This window comes from Sphingobacterium sp. SGR-19, assembly GCF_011043555.1.
Classification (GTDB): Bacteria; Bacteroidota; Bacteroidia; order Sphingobacteriales; family Sphingobacteriaceae; genus Sphingobacterium.
On sequence record NZ_JAAKGS010000011.1, the window covers coordinates 42592 to 67381 of the forward strand.

Below are 24790 nucleotides of genomic sequence, written 5' to 3' on the forward strand. Positions count from 1 at the left end.
GATGAAGAACAATAGTATGTTAACCGTCGTCCTTTTGTGTTTGTTGTGGGGAGTTTCCTCCTGCGATGATCTGTTGGATATCGACGTAAAAGGACAGTATACCGAAGAAAACTATTTCAAAAACGAACAGTCGGTGGTGGATGCCGTTACCGGGCTTTACGGGATCTTAATAGCGGAAGATTTTGTAGCGCACGGGGATTATACATGGGATATTGCATCCGACGATGTATACCGTGCCGGTGACCATTCGGAGGACGAAGCCATCGAAACGTTCACTTTTGATGCCTCCAACCCACAGTTGAGCGCTGGTTGGACATGGAAGTACGAAATGGTTTCGAGGGCTAATATTATTCTTACGCATGTGCCCGCGCTTGCCGATATTTCCCAAGAAATCAAGGATAGAAGTCTCGGAGAGGCTTATTTCTTTCGAGCATTTGCCAATTGGTGGTTGTATTTGCCTTATGGTGAGTTTCCACTCCTTACCCAGGAGGACGTTGTGAACGCAAATTATAACAAGCCGAAAGCGGCCATCGAGGAAGTGCTGCAGGCTATCGAACAGGACCTACAGGCCGCTGAAAAGCTGCTTCCCCCAACGTCAAGCGCCGGCCGCGTCAATAAAGGTACTGCATGGGCATATTTAACGCAGTTGTACATGCATTGGTCAAGTTATCCGGACAACGAGGATAAGCTGGATCTGGCTATCCAGGCTGGCGAGCATATTACGGCCAATGCGATGTATGGATTGGCCGACAACTTTCAGGATAATTTTCGTCAGAAAACAACCGCTCTTCCCGAAATGTTGCTTTACGTGACATCTTCACAGGCATGGCGTAATTCATCTACGATTTATTATTTCAGCCCACGTACGCTCGGCGGATGGAACTTTTTCCACCCAATGAAAAATCTTTTTGATGCGTTTGGTAACGACCCACGCAGGTTGGCCACCATGTGGAGTGACGGAGATATGATTGATGTCGGGAATTCCGAAATGAGATATGACGGTAATAGCTCGGAAACAGGTTATCATTTTAATAAGTATACAACCTTCACTCCTGAGGGCAAATTGAGTTTCGACCTGCTCATTCCTCTTATGCGTTCCAGTGATGTCTATTTATTGGTGGCAGAGGCCAAAATCCGGAAGTCGGGAGCAGGTGCCGGCGATGCCGAAATTAATACCGTGCGCAGAAGAGCACACGCTCAACCTATCTCGGGAGCAGATAAAGATGATCTTATATTAGAGAGAAGATTAGAACTGGCCGGCGAAAACAGACGCTTTTTTGATCTTATCCGCTGGGACAGGATGGGTTGGGTCAATGTAGCGGAAATATTGAAAAATCCGGATGCTGTATATCATGCCGATCGTAATCGAATTAATTTTTCAAGACCGAAACATTACTTTTTTCCGCTGCCGCAGGTAGAAATTGACAAGAGCGGTGGCGTATTGGTACAAAATCAACATTATAAATGAACAAATATATATTGATGACATTGCTCCTACTGGGAGTAACGTTATGCTGCAAAGCACAGTTTGGCCATGTTAAACTGATCGCCCACAGGGGTGGGGTGGTGGACGAACAGACCGACGAGAATAGTATAGCTTCAATAGAAAAAGCCGCGGCGAAGGGATACTACATGGTAGAACTCGATGTACGGATGACGAAAGATAGTGTCTTAATCGTACACCACGACCGTGACTTAAAGCGCTTTTTTGGTGTGGACAAAAAGGTAGATGCGCTAAATTGGGATGTACTACGATCGCTTAAATCTGCTAACGGACACACTATACAAAAGCTGGAGGATATGTTGCGCGTGGCGGCGGACAGGAGACTACAGGTTATGATCGATCTTAAGATACAAGGCTATCAGTCGCGTAGATTCGAGGAAATCTATACCTTGCTTTCCGATCTTCATCTGGCCGACCGAGCTCTGATTATCCCCACCGAGGAAGCCACAGACTTCTTTAGGGGGAAAATTAAATTAAGCTGTACAAAAATGCAAATTGAAGATTATCAGCAACGATCGGATTATGCTGCGCAGCACTACTATTTATTTTCCAATCCCTCACCTGACGATTTCCAGTGGGCAAAACGGAATAATATACAGGTGGTGGGTGTGATCAACTATCACCCGTCAAAGAAGGATAATTATGAGGAGTCTGCGAAGGCATTAAAAGAAATAGGAGTGGAATATATCCAGTTGGATAGCCGTTTTGATAAATTTTTTTAGGAAGCATCCATTAAAACTATAATCATACTCCCGGGGCATAAGCCTCGGGAGTTTTTTTGACGGAAGAGATAGATATTGTGTTAAAAACCGTAAATGCGTAAATTGCTGAGAAGAACAGAGGCGTTGTTACGGTAGCTTTCTGTCGATAGGAAAAAATGCTTGGGTGCTTTTGGATCTAAGACCGTAGCGTCCAGAATCTTATGTTCGTCGATATAAACTTGCATCCGGCTGCCATCTACAGCCACCGATACATGCATGATGGCGTTGGCATAGTTACTCAAAGGAAACTCAATTCTGCTTTCGTTATTGTTATTATTGCTGGTTGTATAGATGGTTTCGTAATTGTATCGCAAACTGGTGTATACATTTGTTTCGTTTGCCACGCCGTAGATGTATTTCCGTGTGCTGTTATTCTTTGAAAATCCGAAGTCTATCGATTGTAGATCCTTAGCTTCATTGGCGCGCGTTAGAAGATCAAACTCCAACGTGAATTTTTGCGGTAATTGAAGTAAAGTATCGAGCTGATAGGAAGCTTGATCGGCCAATTTTAACCATTTTCCCGGTGCTCCGCTTATTTCAACTACGGTACCTGTACTGTTTGTCTGCCAATATTTGGCCATGCGACCAGGTGTATCGTAGTTCAGGCTGTCTTCAAACAAAAGTACATGGCCACCTACAAATGGTTCTGTCGTTGTCAAAATATCAAAGGTTCCCGAGTTTTTAGGCCCTGGGGTGCCCGGAATGCCGGTGTTGGACTGCTGTATTTTTTCGTCTGGTTTACCATTTAAAATATCATCGACCGACTTCTCGACTTTCTCTTCCATTTTGCGCTGTATGTTCTTTAATAGTTGGGCATGGCTACTTACCGTCATACTGAATATAAAAACGAAAACAAGTACAATCCTTTTCATAAATTTTTCTTTAAAAACAATAATGTTGAAGGTAATTCCTTCCTGTTTTGCGAACTAAATGTAGGAGAATTGAGGGGAAAAGACGAGTTGGGAGGCCGGTGATAGAGTATTCACCTGTATTTTTTGAGAATTCCAATTCTCCTCATAGTTGGCCGAGGCACGCGATTACATCTGCGCGACGACTCTGCGCAACGGGAAGACTTTCTGTGTTGCAAATAATAAGTTGGCTGGTTTTCTTTTTGAATGACGTGATGTATACCTGGTTAACAAGGTAGCTTTGGTGTATACGGAGAAAACCGTAACCGTTTAGCTTATCGTGGTAGTGTTTCAATGGTTGAGAAACCAAGATTATGCGATCATCGGTTAAATGAAAGTTGCAATAATTGTTGTCAGCAGAAAGGTATAAGATTTCTCCAAGCCGTACAATATGAACCGTTTTTTGGCTTTTTAGTACCAAACGTTGCTCTGCTTCATCACGACGGGCTAAATTTTCTAGAGCCTGCTCCAGTTCCAGCTTCCGGAATGCATCGTCGATCGACTGTAATACCCTATCGATAGCTGTATATAAATCGGCCGGAGCGAAAGGCTTAACGACAAAGTCCAAAGCGTTGAAGCGGAATGCCTTAGCTGCGTAAGCCGAATAAGCGGTGATGAAGATGATTCGGAAAGGATACGTTAATTCGTTGGAAAGCCGACTTAGCCAATCGAACGAATTTCCATCGGGAAGATTGATGTCCAGGATGCAAAAATCGATTTTGGTAGAAACTAGATACTGCTCTGCCTCGGCAATCTGGTAGCAGGGAATAACCGTAAGCTGCGGGTATGCTTTGGCGATGACGTCTGCCGCCATGGCCATAGTCAAGTGGTCATCTTCCAGAAGCAGACAGGTCATATGTTGTTTCATAGTCGGCTTTCTGATTGTTTGGTAAGATCAAATAGGAATTCAACACTCGTACCGGTATAGGTCTTCGTAGGATGCGCTTTAGCAGTCACGACCTCTACGAAATTAGGATATTGTTTGTTGATTTCACGAATTCTTTTATTAACTAATTGCATTCCCATGGACTTGTGGAGGTTATTAGAGCGATCTATAGAGCCCGTAGATAGACCTCGGCCGTTGTCGGAGATACGTATTTTTAGCTTTTGATCTTCTAAACAGACATCTATTGCAACATGGGGATCTGGTTGGTCCGTAATGCCGTGTTTAATGGCATTCTCAACGACGGGTTGTAAGAGCATCGGCGGTAGTTGTACGAAAGAAAGATCTATTTCTGGATCGACATGCACATGGTAGTGGAAAGGTTTAAACGATGCTAAACGCTGTAAATAAAGGTAATTGCGAAGTAATTCGATTTCTTCCTCAAGCGAAATCCAATCGGTATTGGAGTGCGCCAATGTGGCTCGCATAAGACGTGCGAAGTTGCTTAAATAAGCCATAGAGGTCTCTTTGTCGTTCTTGTAGAGATAGTGCTGTACATGTTGTAACGAATTAAATATAAAATGTGGATTCAATTGTGCACGCAATAATTGGTTTTTAGTCTTGGAGTGGCTAAGTTCCCGTCTCACGCGTTCGTTTTTCAGGTAAAGATAGGTGGCCAAACAAATCAACAGGATAAGGAGTAGGCTGCCCACGATAACTGTCGTAAGTTGTTGCCTGCTTGTCGCATTTTCATGCTGTAGGAATTGAATCTGCCGTGATTTTTCGGCACTTTCATAGGCCTGTGTGATCTCGGCGATCCGCTGCTCTATTTCTTGCTGCTGTATGGAGTCCTTGAGTTGATCATAATCTTCGAAATACTGTAATGCCGCAGGGTAATCGTTTTGCAATAAGGAAAGGTCTTTTAGGTTTTTCAGCAATTGTTGTCTCTGTTTGCCATGGGCGATAGGCAGTACAAGTAGATAGGCCTTTTTTCCTTCGCTCAGTTGGCCTGACTGCATCAGGGCATACCCCAGATTATTGTACGTTACGATCGATGGGGGTTGCTGCAATTGATCCCGAAGCTGTAGACTCTCTCTACTGTGGCGAATGGCTGCTTCCCAATTTTTTGCTTTGATAAAGAGATTACTCAGATTGGTATGGATAATGGCTTGTATGGCTTCCTGCCCTAACAATCGAGCTGTTTGCAGCGACTCCTGCAGGTACTCAAGCGCTTCTTTATCTCGATCGGCATCCATCAGGGTGTTGGCTAGATTAATTCTGATCTGCAACTTCTTAATGGATATTTGAGGACTGAGGCTGTCCGCTTGCTGAAGATAGCGTATGGCATCTGTAAGATTTTTGACTTGTGCCTGCAGAACGCCGATTCCCATGTATATATCGGTTAGAAATGAGGGCTGTCCGGTGGATTTGGCCAGCTGCAGCGCTTTTAGGTAGGATTGCAGCGAGCTGTCCAGTTGTTGGTGCATATGCCAGGCACGTGCCATGCCGAGATGGCTTCGTAGCCTTAAGGTGTCTGGTAAAGCCTCGGTTTCGGCGCTCGTCAAGATTTCGTTATACAACGATTTGCTTTCTTCGGTTAAGCCGCGCTTGAGTAATAGGTCTGCACTGTCGATCAATACTGTCCTGCTGTGCTGCTGCCCGACGCACATCTGCATATGCATATATAGCAGCAAAAGGATACTTCCTACTTTTAGAAAAGATGAACTAAAGATTTGCTTATGCATGTGTTCAACAAAAATAGCAAGATTGTTGAGATTACGTGCTTATATAAAAAAAGAGAGCCTGCAACTTGCATTATTTGCGGATTTGACAACCAAATGATGTAAAATTCCGTTATTTTGTCTCGTGGTATCTCGAGTAAGCGGCTTGTCCTCCTGGAAAATCAAGCCTGTGTATATTTTTAGTTTCGTTCTTATACTTTTGCTGATTTTGGCTATTGCCGCCGTACGGATCATATTTGACCGGATGGAACAGGTAGACCGCCAGAATGGTATGGTAAAAGCTTGGGATCAGTCTATTCTGTTGAGAAAGGAACTGGACCTACTAGATCAGCGTTTGGGTATATTTTTGCGTTCGCAAGTTGGACACGCCGGATTTCCGACAGAAATGTATAACAATAGTGATACGCTACTGCCTAGGCTATTTCGTTTTTCATCCGATGAGCAGCGACTTAGCGTCATTCCCTTCAGAAAGGTGCAGCGGCGGGGTGAAACTTTGCAGATTTATCTGGACCTTGATCAACTTCATGTATACTTAGGAGATACTTATAGGTATGCGCGCGGATATATAACTGTTTTTACCGCCGAGGGTTTTTGTCTGATGAGCCCCGATGCGTCTCAATTGGGGACCATGCACCCGGAAGGAAGGCGATGGCGTAACAACCTAGACGGCAAGGTGCTGCATTCTGCATACCTAGATCTGCCTGTCCGTGAGTTTGTCTATGAACTAAATTACTTTGGGACAGAAGACTATATGTTGGTTTCGGTTCCTATATTTGAACAAGATCAAGCGGTACGGGACGTGTTATTTATCAGCTTGGTGTTAGGAACGACGTTGATATTCACGGTGGTCGCGTTTTCGATAAGTTTATACCTTCAGCGGAAAAAGGAACACCGCTTCGCCTTAGCGCACGCCAATATGCAAAAGGAACAGGCACTGGCTCGCTTTGAACGGCTGAGGGAGCAAATGAATCCTCACTTTCTGTTTAACGCGCTCGGCTCACTGCAGCAACTGGTCAAACAAGATCAAGATCGTGCCCAAATGTTTGTTGGCAAAATGGCAAAGATGTATCGGACAATGCTTCGGCAAGATCCGGACGTATATGCGTCATTGGAAGAAGAACTATCGCTGGCTACAGCTTATCTTTTTCTTCAGGAAATCCGTTTCAAGAACGCATTTACACCTATCGATGTACAGGTCAATAAACAGTATCTTCGGCGTTTACTTCCGCGTTGGAGTTTACAGATCATCGTGGAAAACGCAATCAAACACAATGAGTTCACCCCTGTAGCACCTTTATCCATTCAAATCGCCGTAGACGGAGATCGGCTGGTAGTAAGCAACAACTATCGTCCCAAAAGCAATACCGATACGGAAAGTGGGGGGTATGGATTGCGTTATATCCATTCGGTATATCAAGCAGAAGGTCGGACGGGCTTTGATTATCGTGTAGATGTGGAATATTTTACAGTTTATCTCCCTTTTCTATAAAATATGGAGAATATGCCCGTCGGTTAAATATGCGTGTTCACGCCCTTACTTCTCGTGTTCACGTATTGAAGATTGCGTTTGTAATTATTTGTAAGCAATTTTAGCTCCTGATTATCTATTAACCGTATCAGTATACAATACACATGAGATACAAAAAGAAGATTTACAACGGCGTGGGGTTGGCGTTGTGTTTGATGGCGCTCGTACAGTCTTGTGCCATTTTACCAAATTTTAAGGGCTATAAAAAGCAGGACGATAAGACGAGCCGGATTGATACGGCAGTATCCACTACTTCTTATCAAAAGTTGACCGATGGCGCACGTATCGATAGTGGAATGTTTACCGTCCTGACGAAGGATGACGACTATTATTTTGGGATTCCCAAAACTGCTCTGGAGAGAGATTTTCTATTGATCCATAAAGTATCGTCGGTACCGTTGGCCATTAATGAGGCTGGCGTAAACAAAGGGATGAATTTCGAGAACAAAGTGATTCGCTTCGTGCCCAAGAGAAATGGAAAGGAAATTTGGGTAGGCGAATATGATCCAAAAGTTGATGTAAAGGATCAGGACGCGATTGCACAATCTGTAGCAGATAACTATCGGGCTTCGTTTATCGAATCATTTAAAGTGGTGTGCTACAATGCCGACTCCACGACGGCTTTTATTAAAGTCAATAAGGTATTTGATGGATCGGAAAAAAGCTTTCTGGACGTATTTGCCAATTTGGGACTCGGCACTTCTCCTAATAAGGCCATCTCTTCGATAGAACAGATGAAAGCGTTTGACAATAATATCGTTATCAAGTCCATCTATTCGACTAAGGTGACGGAAGGTAATGCGTCAATCCCGATTTCAATCTCGGTAACAAGTAACCTTTACGAACTGCCGGAGCAGCCAATGCTTCCGCGGTTTGCCGATCCCAGAGTGGGTTTCTTTACAACACCGCGTTGGTACTTCTCGGATGAACAGCAGGAACTGGATAAACGTAAATTGGTGACAAGGTGGCGGTTAGAGCCCAAGGAAGAGGATCGGGAACGCTATAGCCGGGGTGAATTGGTGGAACCTCAGAAACCGATTGTTTTCTATATAGATCCTGCTACGCCCAAGCAATGGCGTCAACAGATTATTGCCGGGGTATACGATTGGCAGGTCGCTTTTGAAGCGGCGGGCTTTAAGAATGCAATCGTGGCAAAGGAACTGCCCGATACGGTGTCCTTTGATCCTGATGACGCGAATGTATCATCTATTGTATATGCGGCTTCTTCTCAAGCCAATGCCATGGGACCATCGGTTGTAGATCCACGATCGGGAGAGATTTTGGAAGCGGATGTCATCTGGTGGCACAATGTGATGACGGTGCTCAATACCTGGATGCGTATACAGACGGGTATCATCGATACAGCAGCCCGCGGAAATACATTCTCGGACGAAAAAATGGCCCACGCGATACGGTTTGTTTCTTCGCATGAAATCGGGCACACACTTGGACTAATGCATAATATGGGGTCTTCTCATGCTTTCCCAGTGGATTCTTTGCGTTCACCGTCGTTTACCAAAAAGATGGGAGGGACAGCGACATCGATTATGGACTATGCCCGTTTTAATTACGTGGCACAACCGGAGGATGGTGTACAGGCGATTACACCTGTAATCGGCTTGTACGATAAGTACGCTATTGAATGGGCTTATCGTTGGTACGATGTGAACACGCCTTGGGAGGAATTGCCCACGTTGCGCCAAGCGATCGAGAAGTACCAACACGATCCGAATTATTGGTACGGCGAACAACAGGATAGTAAAAATGTGGTAGACCCGCGGGCGCAATCGGAAGATTTGGGCGACAACGCTATGCTAGCGGGTCGTTATGGTTTGCGAAATCTGAAACGTATGATGCCACAGATTATCCAGTGGACGACATCTGCTGGAGAAGACTATTATAAAGCAGGTAAGCTTTATATGGGCGGGATCGGACAGTGGTATACCTACGCAGACCACGTGGTCAATAATATAGGCGGCATCTATTTGGAGAATCCGGTATTGGGCGACGGCAAAAGTGCGTACAGTCCGGTCTCCCGGGCAACGCAGGAGGAGGCTTTTGCTTACTTGGAAGAGCAGGTTCTTCGGATACCTTCTTGGTTGTTTGTACCGGAGCTGATGACCAAGACGTTTCCACTACGCGATAGCCCTGTCGGTGTATTTGAATATGCGCCTTACAATCTTCAACGGGAATTTCAGTACAGCTTGTTGTATAATTTGGTTAAGGATGAGCGGCTGTTGCGTATGATTGAGATGGAAAACTTATTCGGGCCGGAAATGACCTGGACAGCGGAGGAGCTCTTCCAGGCATTGCGTAAAGTAGTTTTTGATAAAACCATGCAGAAAGAAAATTTGGATTTGGATACGCGTATGCTACAGCAAAATTATATCGATGTGCTGATGGTATCGAGCAATAAAGCCATGGAAAAAATTAACGAGAAGAAAATACAGCAGGTGAATACCTTGTTGGAGGCGTTAAATCCACCACTCTGCCCGTGGCACGAGCACGGCTACACCGATATGAAACTACGGAACGTACATGTAACAGGGATGGCCAGAACATCGGATATGCTGACCTTGAAAAGGGGGGAGCTTCTTCGCATCTATGAGTTGCTGAAGAAAGCGAGAAACACAAACGATGCAGCTACGAAAGCGCATTATGAAGATCTTCTCTTGCGTATAGGCGTGGCTTTAAATATGAATAACTAACAAATATTTTTAATGTATAGAATAGTAATTATCTTGATGATATGCTGTGTGCATATAAGTTGGGCACAGGATATGAAGCCTTTGAAAGGGCGTGTGTTGGACGCTGTGACAAACACGGCGATTGCGGGTGCGGCTGTTACGGTAGACCGTTCTGCTGTAGCGGAACAAACCGGTGTAGCGGGACAGGTACAGCAGTCGGTCTTAGGGGCAATCACCGATGCGAACGGCGATTTCTCGCTTGACCTACCGCGTGATGTCAACACGGTTACGGTGTCTTTTATGGGGTATGAGCCTTTACGGATTAGGGTTTATCAAGGGCATAAAACGTTGTTGCTCCAACCAGACGATACCGCTTTGGAAGAGGTTATTGTAACGGGGTACAGCGATATTAAGAAGCGCAAGAATACCACAGCGTATACGAAAATCGATGCGGAAAAGATCAAGCAGTCGGGTGTGGCGAGTATCGAACAGATGCTGGAAGGACAGGTGTCGGGTATGCAGTTCTCGAATATAAACGGCGGACCAAACGGTGTATCGCAGATCCGCATCCGTGGTACGGTTTCGATGAACGGTACGCAGGACCCGTTATGGGTGGTGGATGGTATGCCAATAGAGGGTACGGAGTTGCCCAACCGCTTGGATAAAGATGATATAAACACCTTAAGAAATCTGCCGATTGCCGGATTGAACCCTGAAGATATCAAAGACATCTCTGTTTTAAGGGATGCGGCTGCTACAGCGATTTACGGTGCGCGCGCGGCAAATGGGGTGATCGTGATTACCACCAAAAGGGGACAAGCCGGGCCGGCAAAAGTAAGCGTCTCAGCGAATACATTTGTGACGCAACGACCGGACTTTGATCGTCTGAACTTGATGAATGCTTCCCAAAAGGTCGATTTTGAACTGGAGATGGCTAAGCGGCCTGATTTGACGTACCGATCGGGTAAGGGGGCCATTGCGCGGTTGCTGACGGCGTCCAATGAATGGGATAGCTTTCGTGCAGGTGGGTTAACAGCATTGTCCGCCGAAACCCGAAATGCAATCGATGCGCTGCGTGGCAAAGAATATGATTGGGCGGATAATTTGTTCCGCAATGCGATCAATCAGCAATACAATGCATCGGTATCGGGCGGAACGGAAAACCATCGTTACTACGTTTCGGCAGGCTACTTTGACGAGAAGGGAAGCATGCACAATGTCGATATGAATCGTTATAACTTAACCTTGAATAATGATTTTCGTATCAATAGCCGATTAAAAGCAGGGATAAACCTCTTGGGATCGATCACGAATCGACAAAACCCTATTCAAGATCCGGACGGATTTACCAATCCGAGCTATTACGCCCGTACAGTCAATCCGTATTTGGCGATTCGAAATGAGGATGGCTCGTATGTGTATGATCCGGATATTGACGGCTTTGAGAATGATACATACATTCCGTTTAACGCTATTGAAGAGAGGGAGAATACCAGATATAGCTTATTCAACAAGGCGCTCAAGTCGATCTCCTACTTGCAGTACGATATCTTACATAATTTAAATATCCGTACGGAACTCGGTTTGCAGTTTGACGAGACCGGTACCGAGAGGTTTATGGATCAGGACAGCTATTACAGGCGCAAGCTGTATCACGGCACACGATATTTTAGTAATGGAGAAAAGTACTTTTTGCCAGCGGGTGGTCTGATCGAAAATACGGCGAACAGTAGTTTCCAATACAATTGGAAGTCGTTCTTGAGTTATAATACGAGCTTTGGGGAACGCCATGAACTGGAAGCCATGGGCGGAACCGAATTGCGCCGTAGCAAAAACACCTTGATATCCACCAAAGGTTTTGGATTTAATCCAACAACGCTGACAACCAAGCCCATCGTTTTTCCAAATTCGGGATATGAAAACGATGAACGTTTCCGTCAATACGCCAAAAGTATTGGTGAAACGTCGTATGCTTCCTTTTTTGCGAATGCGACATATACGCTGGATCGTAAATATAACCTCTTCGGGAGTATTCGTTACGACGGATCAAATATGTTCGGCGTGGATCCCAAATACCGTTTCCTGCCTATTTGGTCGCTTGCTGGATCATGGATCGTTTCCGAAGAATCTTTCATGAGGGCTGTACCGACGATTTCCAACTTGCGCTTGCGCGCGTCTTATGGGATACAGGGTAATGTGGACCGTAATACCTATCCCTTTTTCATTGGTCAGTATAGTAATGGAATGTTACTACCCGGATCTAATGAAGAAACTATCGTGGTGGATATGCCCGCAAATGATAAACTCCGTTGGGAGCGTACGCAGACCTGGAACGCGGGGCTTGATATCGGACTTTGGGCAGATAGGGTAAACGTCACGCTGGATTACTACAACCGCAATAGTACCGATGTGATCAGTGTGAGCCAACTTGCGTTAGAGAATGGTTTTGAAAATATCCAGCGGAATTGGGCAGCGGTGAAAAATGAAGGAATCGAACTCATGATTTCCAGCAGAAATATCGTACGCAAACGTTTTGAATGGGGAACGGATTTTAATATCGCCCATAATAACAATAAGCTAACGAAAGTACTGGCGGATCCAAAATCGTACGTACTCGATAATCAGGAAGGTTACCCGATCAACTCCATATTCGTGTTACCGACAGCGGGACTGGATGCGGACGGCCTGATGCAATTTCAGGGAGCAACCGGAGAAACGGTAGCTTTCGAAGAATTTTATGGTCTCTACGATCCTTGGGCTGATTTTCTGCCGGGATATATGGTCGCTACGGAACTTACACCGGATACATACCGTAGCAAATTCCGGTACTTAGGGAATGCAGATCCGAAATTTGTGGGCGGTATGACCAATAGATTCCGCTTTGATCGCTTTGATTTAGCGGTATCGGCGGCATTCAACTTGGACAGATGGATGCGCGCTACACCGCCGTACAATCCGGCAAGTGTGGATCGGGGTATGAACCAATCCAATAGGGTAATGGATGCGCTCCAAGGAAATGGCTTGCCGGCCTTGGGCAGCACGAATATCGAGGACAATGCACGCTGGATTGCGTACAGTTGGATGATGGACCATGACCCGGTACGATCTTTTGGTTATTACGATATTTGGGCGAAAAATATGAGTTATGTGCGTATTAATAGTATTCGTTTAGGGTATACCATGCCGAGTAAGATCGCAAAGCGTATAGGTGCGGGTAATATCCGCTTCAATGTGGAGGGACGTAACCTTTTCGTTTTCGGTGATTCGTATGATGGTTACTTCGGTCCTGAAACGTATGGTAATTTCTATGCGCAGCCTATTACCAAATCGTTTACGTTTGGTTTATCTGCCCAGTTTTAACGCTTTTTTAATTCTATTGATATGAGACAAAAATTTATTTATATATGCATAGCCATCGCAGGGGTATTTATGCATTCCTGCGATAAATACTTGGATATACAGCCTGTGGGAACGGTTGTACCCTCGACCGAAGCCGACTTTCGGGCGCTGCTGACCAGTGGATATTCGGTTTTTCCGACACATAAATCTTTATTATCCTTACGGACCGACGAATTGCTATTGGATGAATTTTCCACGGACATGGCGGTTCTGAAAGATATTTATATCTGGAATGACCAAGCACCCGATCCGACAACGCTGTCTTATCCTTGGGCGACGTTCTACAAGAGTATATTTTATGCGAATTTGCTGTTGACAGAAATCGATGATAAATTGGGTGATAATGAGGTAACGAAGCAGCTAAAGGCGGAAGCCTACCTATTGCGGGCGTATAGCCATTTTGAATTGCTCAACTGCTATGCGCCGGTGTATAGCGAAACGAACAGACGGCACAAGGGGATTCCTATTGCGCAGACGATCGATTTGGAACAGAAATTCCCGGTCAGGACGATGGAGGAGGTATATGCTTTTATCGCAGACGATATGGCACGCGCCACCGAATTGATGCAAGTAAGCAATCAACCCGCTGAACATCGATACAGGTTTAGCAAACGGGCGCTCTATGCATTCAGTGCCAGGCTCCATCTATATCGTTCGGAATGGGCTAAAGCTTTGTCGGAAGCGCAAAAGGCCTTGGCAATCGAGGACGGACTGGTTGATCTGAATAATGGTGACGCTTTGGTACCTACAGATTTTGAATCCGTCGAATCTATCCAAGCAATGGATAATCCAGCGACACCGCAAGTACATTCGAGCACGTATGTTGCGAACAACATCATCGCGCTGTACGATCAGATCAACGATAAACGTTTTGCACACTATTTTAAAAAATCCGATGATGAATACAGATCGCTTAAAGGGGGGAGTAACCGATTTAAGGTCAGCTTTAGAAATGGCGAACTTTATTTGATTGTCGCGGAAGCAGCATTGCATCTAGATAACAAAACGGTTGCCTTGGAAGCATTTGATACGTTGGCGCAACATCGATTGTCGGCATCGGCTGCATCGGAACAGCAAAATAAGCTGGATGCGCTATCGAACGGAGAGCTATTGGAATTCCTGCAGGAAGAACGGACACGGGAATTGGCCTTAGAGGGTTTGCGCTGGTATGATTTGAAGCGTTGGGGCCGTCCTGAAATCCAACATCTTTTTTTGGGTGAAACGTATACGCTACAGCAGGAAGATCCACGGTATACGATCCGCTATCCGAGAGAAGCGATCGAGAATAACCCCGAGTTGCTCTAATCGATTCGCGGAATCGACTGTTTGAAAAATCCCTTATGCTATGACCGTAGCATAAGGGATTTTTTCTATTTTTACCGCATGGCTTGGCAAATACTTGTCGTAGAGGATGAAGAATGGGCGTGGGACAATCTCCGGGATATGTTGACGGCATTGCTTGACGCAGAAAATCCTATGCTGTTTAGGTTGGATACCGTTCGGGACGCGGTGGAATGGCTACGAAAAAATAGTCCAGATTTGATTTTTATGGATATACATCTGGCAGACGGTATCAGCTTAGAGATCTTTAAGCAAGTAGTGGTATCAGCGCCTGTTATTTTTACGACGGCTTACGATGATTATGCACTTGATGCTTTTCAGAATCAAGGATATGCTTACTTATTAAAACCTTTTGATCGGGAGGATCTAGAGCAAGCTGTCGCCAAGGTGAGGAAATTGCTGCCTTCGGACGACCCACAGTATAAAAGTCGGTTCTTGGTTAAATATGGTATCCATCTCAAATCGCTTCCCGTAGTCGATATTGCCTATTTTATGGCGGAGGATAAGACGTTATTTGTTGTCGAGAAAAACGGTGGACGATTTATCATAGAGGACACTTTAATGGGGATTGCTACAAAACTGGATCCAGCACTTTTTTTTCAGGTAAACCGTAAATTTATTGTGCATATCGATGCCATCATATCGATGCTAAAAATTAGCCGAGGTCGTGTAAAAGTAAAACTTGCACCCACACATGACGAGGATGTCATCGTTAGTCAGGAACGTTCGCTGCTCTTCCAGGAATGGCTGGGGCGCTAGTTCGCACTGCCATTCAAATCACTTATCGACTTCGTCTTTCAATTTTTGCAATGCTGTTTTTTCTGTCCGGATATTAAGAAATTCCACTAACACCGAGAAAGCCATAGCAAAATAGATATAACCTTTAGGAATGTGCTGATCAAACGCCTCAGCTGTTAACGAAACCCCGATAAGTAGTAGGAAGGCCAATGCAAGCATTTTGACTGATGGATAATCGTTGACAAACCTAGAAATTGTGGAAGCGGAAAGCAGCATAATAACAACCGCGACAATGACCGCTGCTATCATCACGCCGATTTGATCTACCATTCCAACGGCTGTGATGACCGAATCAAGTGAGAAGACTAAATCGAGGATAATAATCTGTATAATGACACTCCGAAAGGTGATGGGCCTGCTTCGGCTGGTAGCTGTCTCTATATGTCCTTCTACTTTATGATGAATCTCGGTGGTTGCTTTATAAATCAGGAATAAACCGCCAAAAAATAAAATAAGGTCTCGACCAGATAACGTTAGGTATCGATACCACGAAGGATTTTCGATATTAAATGTATCGCCCAGATGAAGGAATGGTTCGGTCAGGCCCATAATCCATTTGATGGAGAATAATAAACCGACACGCATAACCAAGGCGAGTAGCAAACCAAGCTGTCTCGCCTTTTTTTGTTGTTCCAAAGGAAGCTTACCGCTCTGTATTGAGATAAATACAATATTGTCTATACCCAATACGATCTCCAATACTGTCAGTGTAAAAAATGAAATCCATATTTGAGGGTCCGCGATCCATTCCATAATGTATGATTGTAATTTATTGTAATAATACAAATAACAAACTAGAAATGTTTAAATGTGGACACAAATCTTTTCGACCGTTCATTTCCCTTTCAAGATTGTCTTGATCGTAATATATATGGTCCGATCCTCAGTCTCGTCCTTTACATAGATCTTTTTAAGATGCTAATAACTCATTTTCACGATTTCATACACATCATCTGGTGTCAGGGATTTGTACTCACCGATGCCGGTCAAGTTTCTGTTGATGAAAGTCTGTTTGATACGCGCTGCGGTATCGTGGTAATCCGTAACATACTCGGAAAGCTTGGTGGCAATATCCATGCTGTGGAAGAAGTGTTCCATCTGTGCAATGCCTGCCTTCGCTTTTTCTTCAACCGTACCTTCGGTGATTCCCCATATGCGTTCCGCGTACTGCGCCAACTTTTCTTTTTTGGTTTCAAAATTATAACGGTAATGGGATGGCGCGATAATCGCCAAGGTACGTGCATGGTCGATACCATAGTAGGCCGTGAGCTCATGCCCCATAGCGTGTATTGCCCAATCGGTTATTACCCCTTTTTGGATAAGGCCATTGAGTGCCATGGTACAGCACCACATAAAGTTTGCTGCCGCACCGTAATCAAATTCCGATGTCATCAGTTTGGGTGCTGTTTCCTGTAGGCTGATCAAAATACTTTCGGCGATTCGTTCTTGCAAATCGGCAGCCGAAGGCGCTGTGATGTATTGCTCCAGCACGTGTGTATACGCATCGGTGATGCCGTTGATGATTTGCCTTCTGGGGATCGAGCGTACAACTTCAGGATCCAATATCGAAAACTGTGGAAATACCCCAGGGCCGCCAGCAGCCAACTTTTCGTTTGTTTCTTTCCTAGATACCACATATCCGGAGTTCATCTCGGAACCGGTGGCCGGGAGCGTCAGGATAGTTCCGAAAGGCATGCCTTGACCTTCTTCTGTCCGAATCCGAAGTTTCAGGATATCCCAGGGGTCACCTTGGTAGCCTACTGCAGCGGATAGAAATTTAACGCCATCGATCACAGATCCGCCGCCAACGGCTAAGAGATAGGTTACTTTTTTCTCTTTGATAAGGGCCAATGCCTGTAACAGTATGTTATATTCTGGATTGGCAGGAACACCTCCGAATTCATAAACTGTATGCTGTTGCAAGGCGTCCTTAACCTGTTCGTAAATGCCGTTTTGCTTAATGCTCCCACTGCCGTATACCATCAATACGATGGCATCCTGCGGGATTTGGAGCGCGACTTTAGGTATCTGATCTTGACCGAAAAGTATTTTTGTTGGGTTCTTATATTCGAAATTGATCATGTTTCTTGCGTAGTTTATAGTACGAAATTAAAGAATTAAGCGCTTCTCCATGTTGTTTCAATGTAAATTCCGAAAGGTTCAATTAATTTTCGCTAAATAACAATCCAGCTTTAACCGACTCGGCTAACGGTGTGGTAGGCCGCCCAATTAAATTGGATAAGACCTTCCGATCATCGAATAAATCGCCTTTGGAAGCGCCTACATCCCAGCTGGCGATTGCTTCTGCAACACTCTGGGGTAAACCTTGCGAGGCGAGCACACCTGCGTAATCCGCTTCGGGTAGATTATTGTATGGAATGTTTCTGCCCGTTTGCTTGCTAATTTCGGCTGCAAGATCGTGTAGGGTATAAGCTTCGTCGCCGGCTAGTTCGTATACGTTGCCGATATGGCCATCGCTGCTCAATATGATGGCGGCTGCTTCTGCATAATCGGCTCGTGCGGCAGAAGAAATCTTACCTTCACCGGCACTACCGACAAAAGCGCCCGCCTGCAAGGCTCCGGGAATCGAGCCTGTATAGTTTTCGGTATACCAGCCGTTTCTTAAGATGGTGTAGGGGATGTCGGAAGCCTGAAGTAGTGCTTCGGTTTCGACATGTTCTGCTGCCAAACTCAACGTGGATGTAGCTGCATGAAGCAAGCTGGTATACACGATCCATTTAACACCGGCCTGACGTGCAGCATCGATAACACGTTGATGTTGTACTTTGCGTTGGCCTACCTCGTTTCCGGAAATGAGCAGGAGATGCTCGATACCCTCTAACCCCTCGAACAATGTCTCTGGCTTGTCGTAGTCAAACATGGTTGAAGCAATACCAAGATCTGCTGCTTTCTCGGGCGAGCGTACCAAGGCAACAAGGCTTTCAGCGCCTAGACGGTGTTTTAATTGTTCTACTACCAAACGACCTAGTTGTCCGGTAGCTCCGGTGATTCCTATTTTCATATTGTGTTATTAAAGATAATGTAATAAAAACTGTTACATTAATATGTAAAAAAATTATTTAAACTGTTGCACAAAATCTTCGAGTGTTCTGTTCGAAAGAGCCGCATACAGCGATTCGTCAGTTTCTATAAAGAGCTGCTCTAACTGGGTGTTAACTACTTTCCCTACAGGGCATTTTGGATTAGGGTTCTGATTTTTTTTTCCCAGCACGTGCGAGCTTTTTACCGCGTGATAAATATCCGCTAAGCTTATTTCATTGCTTGGCACACCCAGCATGGATCCACCTTCCTTACCTTTTTTGCTAATCACCCAGCCCCGATCCTGTAGCAGTCCGAGTTCTTTACGGACAATCACAGGGTTTATCTGGATGCTGCCCGCAATCCAGTCGGAACTTAGCCATTCGTCTGGTGCTTTGGCTAGGAGCGTCAAAATATGGAGAGCCGTCGCAAACCTCGTGTTGTTCATAAAGCAAAGATACGAAAAAAAATATAAATGTAATGATAGTTGTTACATTTATAATTTAATGGCGCTGTGATTTTCGTTCTAACCTTTATTTGCCCTGCTCCACTCGTTCGAGTGCTTCGCTGTGTTTCGGTTTAAATTTGAAGTTTTGGAAATCGTGTCCTGTCGGTATATCTAACTCGAGACTTTTGAGTTCGGCAATTTCAACTTTCAGGTTATGGCCGTTGAAGTCCAACACGTGTCCACCTTGTTTGGTATCGGCAGAAAGGAAATGCAGATGAAAGCCACTGATCTGTATCCCGTTCAGATATTCGGGAAGATGGTAACCGACCAAGGTTCCTTCAGTATTCTGGATGTCGAAAAACTGTTGTTTATCTAGAATCGTCGAGAGTAGGGGAAAAGGCTCTGCCTTCACGGGTGGAAATGCTCTTGTTTTAACATGACCGAAGTCGCCCGTAATCTTAATGGCATACATTGCATTTATATTTCTCAAACCATCTTTTATGACTTCCAATAAATTCTGTTGTTCAGTGGCATTATTTACATAGAATACGGTGTCCGCTTTGAAAAAGGTAACAGTAGAAAAAGCTGTTTTGTAATCGTTATCTAATACCACTGTTTCCCCTGTAGCTTTTGTTTGATAGGCTTTCCCGTCAAGCATTGTCAGTTCACCGTCCAACATATCAGGGGCACCGATACCAAAATCGCCCTTTAGCTTTAAGTCCTTGATTGGAAGTGTCCCTTTGTAAAGACCACCAATAAAGGCTTCAATAATACCATAATTGTACAATATATCATACCTTGAAGGTGCGCTGATTTGTTGTGAAAATCCGTTTAATCCGACGCAGACTAAAGCCGTAGTAAGCATGTTGTTTAATTTCATCGTTCTCATCATATTTGATTACCGCAAAATTAAGGTCAACTACACTGCCGTATACCCACCATCGATATTGTAGTAGCTACCGTTGATAAATGTGGCGTCGTCCGTACTCAAAAACAACGCTAGCTGAGCCACTTCTTCTGCTTTTCCAAGTCTACCTATCGGATGCTTTGCGACTAAGGCATCTTTCTGTTCAGAAGGAAGCTTGTCCAGCAAAGGGGTGTCGATATAGCCTGGACCTATTGCATTAACCCTGATGTTCTGACTGGCATATTCTATACCGAAGTTGCGTGTCAATCCAAGTACAGCATGTTTTGCAGCGGCATAGCCAACCGAACCTGGCACAGCCGTGATACTATGGATAGAGCCCATATTGATAATAACACCGCCCCCGTTTTTCAGCATCTGCTGCGTCGCGTATTTGCAGCCATAGAATACGCCGTTAAGGTTGATGTCGATGATGGTTTTCCAGTCTTCGATGCTCAAGTCTGCACCCATAGCCTGCTTGCCCCCAATACCCGCGTTGTTGCACGCAATGTCCAACCGGCCGTATTGCTCGACGGTCTTCGCGACCAAACGTTCTACGTCTTCTGCTGATGCGGTATCCGCTTTGACAAAAATAGCATCGCCACCTTCTTTCTTGATAAGTTCAACCACGTCATTTCCGTGAGATTCGTTGATGTCCGAAACAACGACTTTAGCTCCTTCTTGTGCATACAGCACTGCAATGGCTTTACCGATGCCCGAACCCGCGCCGGTAACATAGGCCACTTTGTTTTGCAACTTGCTCATAGTGATTTTTTTATGCTTAAATGTACGAAACCGTGATGATTTATTCAAAACGCACAGGTGAGTTTGATTGCATCATCATCGATAAAGAATAAACGACAAAAGCGCATGTTTGTTTGTTTTTACAAAACATGCGCTTTTTGTACGTCTCTATGAACTGGAAGATGCTGATCCTTGTTGTTCATTAAAGCGAAAAAGAGCTATCGCGTGGTGTAGCCTCCGTTGGCGAAGATTGTTTGTCCGGTAATCCACCATCCTGCCGTTACTAAGAATTCGACCAAGGGAGCGATATCTTTGATATCGGTAAGGCCGCCTAGTGCCGACGCTGATTTGTGGTAGGCTACGGCGTCTTCGGTTTCTTGGCCGTAGAAGAATGGTGTATCCATCGGGCCCGGCGCAACGGCTGTAACGGAAATGCCCCTGTTACCAAACTCTTTGGAAGCGGCGCGGGTAAAGTGCTCGACAGGAGCCTTCATACCTTCATAGGTAGAATAAAGACCTGTGTAGGCGGCTAGCAACGAGGTTACGATAGTACATATCTTTCCATTGTCATTCAATTTTTTTCCTGCTTCCTGGATGAAGAAATAGGCTACTTTGGAATTGATGTCGCTCATGCTATCGTATTCTGCTTCCGTCGTATCTACGAACGGTTTCTTCAATACTTTTCCCACGGTATTGATCGCAATATCAATACCGCCAAATTTTGCGATCGCTACATCGAAGAGTTTACTGACGTTTTCAATCTTTGTAAGGTCGGATTGTACCAAAATGGCTTCTGCACCTGAAGCCTGCACATCCGCAAGTGTTTGTTCTGCATCAGGTTTCGTACTTTCGCTGTTATAGTGGATAACCAGTTTGGCACCTTGCGACGCAAAATCACGGCTTAACAAACCACCTAGATTTTTTGCACCCCCGGCGATCAATACTACTTTTCCATTTACATTGTTCTTTTCCATATTATTGTATATTTAGTGTATAGCAAAATTCAGCAAACTAAACTTGCATAATATGGTGAACTTTTCGGAACTTGTATTTAGCATCTTTTTCGGAATTGCCCTGGCGTGAAACCGACAAATTTCTTGAAAAACTTAGTGAAATTGGAGGGATCATACGTTAGGATGCGTGCGATTTCAGCAACCGACTTATTGGTCTCTAGCAATAGCTCTTTTGCCGTGTCAATAATCTTCAGGTCATAATGATAGCAGGGGTGGTTCCCGGTTTCCCTCTGAATCGTATCTGTAAGGTGTTTGTGTGATACACAGAGGTGGTCTGCGATCTGGTTGATTTCCATAAAGTCATCTACCTCGCCAGACACGACAGCTGTAATGTGCCTGTCCAGAAATTCGAGATAGATGGCTTTAATTTCTGCGCCCCTTGTAGGAATGGCCTGATTTTCGTTTTCCATTATACCGAATCGTTGATAATACAAAACTAAAATAGTGATTTTTAGAGACATCATAATTATTTTTACTTTTATAGAAAACTAATAGAACTAAATGGCAACGGTTATTGTTTATTAGACCTAACGTTTGTTTTATGAAAACTCTTCTTCCCATAGCCAATGGCCTCGCTTTGATCATCACGATCTTTGTCAATTATTTAGGTAATGCCGGAATCTTTAGTGGTAATACAATGGCGACGATATCGGATAGATATGCCAATTTTTTCACACCGGCCGGCTATGCATTTTCTATCTGGGGGATTATTTATCTCGGACTGTTAGGTTTTGTTCTTTATACGGGACGCGGCCTCTTCACGAGAAAGGAAACGGATTCCGTACTTTTCAAAATACGATGGCTTTTCGTGTTTACTTGTTTAGCGAATTCTCTTTGGGTTGTAGCGTGGTTAAATGATTATATAGGCCTCTCTGTTATTATCATGGTGACTCTTCTTGTTGCCCTATTGAAAATCATTTTGGTTACGCGGATGGAATTGGATTATCACCCGCTTAGAAGATACTTTTTTGTGTTTTGGCCTTTCGCGCTGTACGCTGGCTGGATCTCCGTTGCATTGATTGCGAATACAGCGGCTTGGCTCACGAAGATAAACTGGGATGGATGGGGCATTTCACCCGTAGTATGGACGGTCGTTATGATAGCTATTGCGGGCTTAGTGAATGTGTTTATGATCACTATCCGTAACCTTCGTGAATACGGCTTGGTTGGTATCTGGGCGTTGGTCGCGATCGCGGTAGCTAATAATAATACAGCTAATGGGGGCAGTATGGTTGTTTATGCTTGCTATATTGTAACATTTGTTATTCTTATATCCATTGTGGCCAATGCTTTGAAAAGCCGAAGGATTCCTCTTGAATAGCTGCGTTTCCGTGACACCGCTTATTGATATTTAGATTTTCAAATAAGAATCAATTTTTTATGAAACTAGTGCGGCAAAAAGCATATGCTTTGTCTTTATCCTTATCTTCGTTTGAAAATAAGACCGTTTTACGAGACCAAATGGTAAAAGAACGGGTTAAGACTTTTTTACCGAGGAAGTAATGATTATTAAATTTGCTTTTTACGATTATGAACAGAAAATTATGTAGTTACATCCTTATCGGATTATTGTCCGGTATATCGTTAAGTACTTTCGGACAAAATTTGGATTCGGTAAAACGGAAACGGCCAAACATCATATTCATCTTCTCAGACGACCATGCTTATCAGGCAATCAGCGCCTACGGAAGTACACTGGCGCAAACACCGAATATTGATCGAATAGCCAATGAAGGGGTGATCCTTAAAAATCAATTGGTAACAAACAGTATCTGTGGGCCTAGCCGTGCAACTTTGTTGACGGGGAAATACAGCCATAAAAATGGTTTCAAGGCCAACGAAAATAGTTTTAACCTCGATCAGACACTTTTCACGAAAGAGTTGCAAAAGACAGGCTACCATACTGCTTGGATTGGGAAATGGCATTTAGGAACACTTCCAAAGGAGGCTTTGGATTATTTTAAGATACTGCCTGGCCAAGGGCATTACTATAATCCCGACTTTATCCATAACAACGGCGATACGGTGAGACACGAAGGTTACGTAACGGATATCATTACTTCTTTCGCTAAAGATTTTATAGCGCAACAGGAGACTGGTAAGCCGTTCTTTTTGGTGGTGGGACACAAAGCTACGCATCGGGAATGGATGCCTGATATCCGAGATCTAGGTGCTTTTGACAGTGTGAATTTCCCTGTTCCCGAAACGTTTTACGATGATTATGAGGGGAGGGAAGCTGCTAAAGATCAAGACATGACAATCGACAAAACTATGGTGTTGAAATATGATTTGAAAGTAGGACAACCGTTTAAAGGCCGTTATACGGCTAGACAGCAGAAAGCATTGTCGGATTACTATGGAGGAATATCGAAGGAATTCGCGGATAAGAAATTGAAAGGGAAGGAATTAATAGAGTGGAAATATCAGCGCTATTTAAAAGATTATCTTTCTACAGCCAAATCGTTAGACCGAAATATAGGCGAATTATTGGATTATCTGGATGAAAGCGGTTTGGCAGAAAACACGGTAGTGATCTATGCTTCCGATCAGGGATTTTATTTAGGGGAGCATGGATGGTTTGATAAACGGTTTATTTATGAGGAATCATTGAAGACACCCTTTATGCTCCGATATCCAGGAGTCGTAAAGCCCGGTTCCGAACTTCAAAATCTTGTGCTGAATATTGATTGGGCACCGACGGTATTGGATTTAGCTGGTACGGATATTCCAGATGATGTTCAGGGTAATTCATTTTTACCTTTGCTCTTGAATAACCAAGATAGTGTACAGTGGCGGGATGCCGGATATTACCACTATTATGAATTTCCACAACCACATCGTGTCCATCCGCATTTTGGGATACGTACCGAACGATATAAACTGATTAGATTTTACGGTGAATTGAACAATTGGGAGCTTTTTGATTTACAGCAGGATCCGAATGAAATAGCAAACGTTGTCGATGACCGGGGTTATAGTTCCATATTGAAAACGTTGAAGAATAGGCTTCGGGACTTGATCCTGAAATACGAAGACAAAGACGCAGAAGATATTCTTCGTGCTGCTGATGAGATTTAAGTAGACGATGGGT

Annotated in this window: 20 protein-coding genes; 9 read left to right on the plus strand and 11 right to left on the minus strand. The window is 44.3% G+C overall.

Going from position 1 to position 24790, the window contains the following annotated elements:
* Nucleotide 1 precedes the first annotated feature (1 nt).
* Both G5B43_RS17505 and G5B43_RS17510 read left to right on the plus strand, forming a co-directional pair.
* Nucleotides 2-1468, plus strand: coding sequence for a RagB/SusD family nutrient uptake outer membrane protein (locus G5B43_RS17505; RefSeq protein WP_165296098.1), 1467 nt, complete (start codon nucleotides 2-4; stop codon nucleotides 1466-1468).
* Nucleotides 1465-2226, plus strand: coding sequence for a glycerophosphodiester phosphodiesterase (locus G5B43_RS17510; protein ID WP_165296099.1), 762 nt, complete (start codon nucleotides 1465-1467; stop codon nucleotides 2224-2226). Before G5B43_RS17505 ends, G5B43_RS17510 begins: the two co-directional genes overlap by 4 nt.
* A gap of 80 nt (nucleotides 2227-2306) precedes the next feature.
* Here the strand turns inward: G5B43_RS17510 and G5B43_RS17515 are convergent, their stop codons facing one another.
* From G5B43_RS17515 to G5B43_RS17525, 3 genes are all read right to left on the minus strand, one after another.
* Nucleotides 2307-3137, minus strand: a complete 831-nt coding sequence (locus tag G5B43_RS17515; protein ID WP_165296100.1) for a hypothetical protein — start codon at nucleotides 3135-3137, stop codon at nucleotides 2307-2309.
* Between the two features lie 142 nt (nucleotides 3138-3279).
* Nucleotides 3280-4041: a LytR/AlgR family response regulator transcription factor gene (locus G5B43_RS17520; protein WP_165296101.1), complete on the minus strand. Its 762-nt coding sequence runs from the start codon at nucleotides 4039-4041 to the stop codon at nucleotides 3280-3282.
* Nucleotides 4038-5801, minus strand: coding sequence for a histidine kinase (locus G5B43_RS17525; protein ID WP_165296102.1), 1764 nt, complete (start codon nucleotides 5799-5801; stop codon nucleotides 4038-4040). The genes G5B43_RS17520 and G5B43_RS17525 overlap by 4 nt, the downstream gene beginning before the upstream one ends.
* A gap of 166 nt (nucleotides 5802-5967) precedes the next feature.
* On the opposite strand from G5B43_RS17525, the gene G5B43_RS19630 reads away from it, so the two are divergent.
* The 5 genes from G5B43_RS19630 to G5B43_RS17550 all read left to right on the plus strand — a co-directional run bounded on the left by G5B43_RS19630 (nucleotide 5968) and on the right by G5B43_RS17550 (nucleotide 15512).
* The gene (locus G5B43_RS19630; RefSeq protein ID WP_165296103.1) at nucleotides 5968-7287 is read left to right on the plus strand and encodes a sensor histidine kinase; all 1320 of its coding nucleotides are present in this window, start codon (nucleotides 5968-5970) and stop codon (nucleotides 7285-7287) included.
* 143 nt (nucleotides 7288-7430) lie between these two features.
* A complete protein-coding gene (locus G5B43_RS17535; protein ID WP_240904910.1) occupies nucleotides 7431-10034 on the plus strand; it encodes a zinc-dependent metalloprotease in 2604 nt (867 codons plus the stop codon).
* 12 nt (nucleotides 10035-10046) lie between these two features.
* Nucleotides 10047-13373 (plus strand): SusC/RagA family TonB-linked outer membrane protein, encoded by a 3327-nt coding sequence (locus tag G5B43_RS17540; protein WP_165296104.1) that lies wholly within the window; start codon nucleotides 10047-10049, stop codon nucleotides 13371-13373.
* A gap of 21 nt (nucleotides 13374-13394) precedes the next feature.
* Nucleotides 13395-14717, plus strand: coding sequence for a RagB/SusD family nutrient uptake outer membrane protein (locus G5B43_RS17545; RefSeq protein ID WP_165296105.1), 1323 nt, complete (start codon nucleotides 13395-13397; stop codon nucleotides 14715-14717).
* A gap of 78 nt (nucleotides 14718-14795) precedes the next feature.
* Nucleotides 14796-15512, plus strand: a complete 717-nt coding sequence (locus G5B43_RS17550) for a LytR/AlgR family response regulator transcription factor (RefSeq protein WP_165296106.1) — start codon at nucleotides 14796-14798, stop codon at nucleotides 15510-15512.
* Nucleotides 15513-15530: 18 nt separating this feature from the next.
* On the opposite strand, the gene G5B43_RS17555 is transcribed toward G5B43_RS17550, so the two are convergent.
* The 8 genes from G5B43_RS17555 to G5B43_RS17590 all read right to left on the minus strand — a co-directional run bounded on the left by G5B43_RS17555 (nucleotide 15531) and on the right by G5B43_RS17590 (nucleotide 22109).
* The gene (locus G5B43_RS17555; protein ID WP_165296107.1) at nucleotides 15531-16304 is read right to left on the minus strand and encodes a TerC family protein; all 774 of its coding nucleotides are present in this window, start codon (nucleotides 16302-16304) and stop codon (nucleotides 15531-15533) included.
* 165 nt (nucleotides 16305-16469) lie between these two features.
* The gene (locus G5B43_RS17560) at nucleotides 16470-17633 is read right to left on the minus strand and encodes an iron-containing alcohol dehydrogenase (protein ID WP_165296108.1); all 1164 of its coding nucleotides are present in this window, start codon (nucleotides 17631-17633) and stop codon (nucleotides 16470-16472) included.
* A gap of 82 nt (nucleotides 17634-17715) precedes the next feature.
* Nucleotides 17716-18573 carry an SDR family oxidoreductase gene (locus G5B43_RS17565; RefSeq protein WP_165296109.1) on the minus strand — a complete coding sequence of 286 codons (858 nt, stop codon included), beginning with the start codon at nucleotides 18571-18573 and terminating at the stop codon, nucleotides 17716-17718.
* A 54-nt stretch (nucleotides 18574-18627) separates the two neighbouring features.
* Nucleotides 18628-19038, minus strand: coding sequence for an Rrf2 family transcriptional regulator (locus tag G5B43_RS17570; protein WP_165296110.1), 411 nt, complete (start codon nucleotides 19036-19038; stop codon nucleotides 18628-18630).
* 85 nt (nucleotides 19039-19123) lie between these two features.
* Entirely contained in the window at nucleotides 19124-19930 is an 807-nt protein-coding gene (gene budA, locus G5B43_RS17575) for an acetolactate decarboxylase (RefSeq protein ID WP_206367409.1), read from the minus strand.
* A gap of 27 nt (nucleotides 19931-19957) precedes the next feature.
* Nucleotides 19958-20707 carry an SDR family NAD(P)-dependent oxidoreductase gene (locus G5B43_RS17580; RefSeq protein WP_165296111.1) on the minus strand — a complete coding sequence of 250 codons (750 nt, stop codon included), beginning with the start codon at nucleotides 20705-20707 and terminating at the stop codon, nucleotides 19958-19960.
* 197 nt (nucleotides 20708-20904) lie between these two features.
* The gene (locus G5B43_RS17585) at nucleotides 20905-21660 is read right to left on the minus strand and encodes an SDR family oxidoreductase (RefSeq protein WP_165296112.1); all 756 of its coding nucleotides are present in this window, start codon (nucleotides 21658-21660) and stop codon (nucleotides 20905-20907) included.
* A gap of 77 nt (nucleotides 21661-21737) precedes the next feature.
* Entirely contained in the window at nucleotides 21738-22109 is a 372-nt protein-coding gene (locus G5B43_RS17590; RefSeq protein WP_165296113.1) for a helix-turn-helix domain-containing protein, read from the minus strand.
* 131 nt (nucleotides 22110-22240) lie between these two features.
* Between G5B43_RS17590 and G5B43_RS17595 the strand changes: the two genes are divergently transcribed.
* A complete protein-coding gene (locus G5B43_RS17595; RefSeq protein WP_165296114.1) occupies nucleotides 22241-23020 on the plus strand; it encodes a tryptophan-rich sensory protein in 780 nt (259 codons plus the stop codon).
* A gap of 209 nt (nucleotides 23021-23229) precedes the next feature.
* Nucleotides 23230-24777: a sulfatase gene (locus G5B43_RS17600; RefSeq protein WP_165296115.1), complete on the plus strand. Its 1548-nt coding sequence runs from the start codon at nucleotides 23230-23232 to the stop codon at nucleotides 24775-24777.
* Nucleotides 24778-24790 lie beyond the last annotated feature (13 nt).

What these genes read in the sequence shown, in the direction of transcription:
- G5B43_RS17505 (WP_165296098.1), top strand. Translation starts at nt 2, where the DNA reads ATGAAGAACAATAGTATGTTAACCGTCGTCCTTTTGTGTTTGTTGTGG.
- G5B43_RS17510 (WP_165296099.1), top strand. Translation starts at nt 1,465, where the DNA reads ATGAACAAATATATATTGATGACATTGCTCCTACTGGGAGTAACGTTA.
- G5B43_RS17515 (WP_165296100.1), bottom strand. Translation starts at nt 3,137, where the DNA reads ATGAAAAGGATTGTACTTGTTTTCGTTTTTATATTCAGTATGACGGTA.
- G5B43_RS17520 (WP_165296101.1), bottom strand. Translation starts at nt 4,041, where the DNA reads ATGAAACAACATATGACCTGTCTGCTTCTGGAAGATGACCACTTGACT.
- G5B43_RS17525 (WP_165296102.1), bottom strand. Translation starts at nt 5,801, where the DNA reads ATGCATAAGCAAATCTTTAGTTCATCTTTTCTAAAAGTAGGAAGTATC.
- G5B43_RS17535 (WP_240904910.1), top strand. Translation starts at nt 7,431, where the DNA reads ATGAGATACAAAAAGAAGATTTACAACGGCGTGGGGTTGGCGTTGTGT.
- G5B43_RS17540 (WP_165296104.1), top strand. Translation starts at nt 10,047, where the DNA reads ATGTATAGAATAGTAATTATCTTGATGATATGCTGTGTGCATATAAGT.
- G5B43_RS17545 (WP_165296105.1), top strand. Translation starts at nt 13,395, where the DNA reads ATGAGACAAAAATTTATTTATATATGCATAGCCATCGCAGGGGTATTT.
- G5B43_RS17550 (WP_165296106.1), top strand. Translation starts at nt 14,796, where the DNA reads ATGGCTTGGCAAATACTTGTCGTAGAGGATGAAGAATGGGCGTGGGAC.
- G5B43_RS17555 (WP_165296107.1), bottom strand. Translation starts at nt 16,304, where the DNA reads ATGGAATGGATCGCGGACCCTCAAATATGGATTTCATTTTTTACACTG.
- G5B43_RS17560 (WP_165296108.1), bottom strand. Translation starts at nt 17,633, where the DNA reads ATGATCAATTTCGAATATAAGAACCCAACAAAAATACTTTTCGGTCAA.
- G5B43_RS17565 (WP_165296109.1), bottom strand. Translation starts at nt 18,573, where the DNA reads ATGAAAATAGGAATCACCGGAGCTACCGGACAACTAGGTCGTTTGGTA.
- G5B43_RS17570 (WP_165296110.1), bottom strand. Translation starts at nt 19,038, where the DNA reads ATGAACAACACGAGGTTTGCGACGGCTCTCCATATTTTGACGCTCCTA.
- budA (WP_206367409.1), bottom strand. Translation starts at nt 19,930, where the DNA reads ATGATGAGAACGATGAAATTAAACAACATGCTTACTACGGCTTTAGTC.
- G5B43_RS17580 (WP_165296111.1), bottom strand. Translation starts at nt 20,707, where the DNA reads ATGAGCAAGTTGCAAAACAAAGTGGCCTATGTTACCGGCGCGGGTTCG.
- G5B43_RS17585 (WP_165296112.1), bottom strand. Translation starts at nt 21,660, where the DNA reads ATGGAAAAGAACAATGTAAATGGAAAAGTAGTATTGATCGCCGGGGGT.
- G5B43_RS17590 (WP_165296113.1), bottom strand. Translation starts at nt 22,109, where the DNA reads ATGGAAAACGAAAATCAGGCCATTCCTACAAGGGGCGCAGAAATTAAA.
- G5B43_RS17595 (WP_165296114.1), top strand. Translation starts at nt 22,241, where the DNA reads ATGAAAACTCTTCTTCCCATAGCCAATGGCCTCGCTTTGATCATCACG.
- G5B43_RS17600 (WP_165296115.1), top strand. Translation starts at nt 23,230, where the DNA reads ATGAACAGAAAATTATGTAGTTACATCCTTATCGGATTATTGTCCGGT.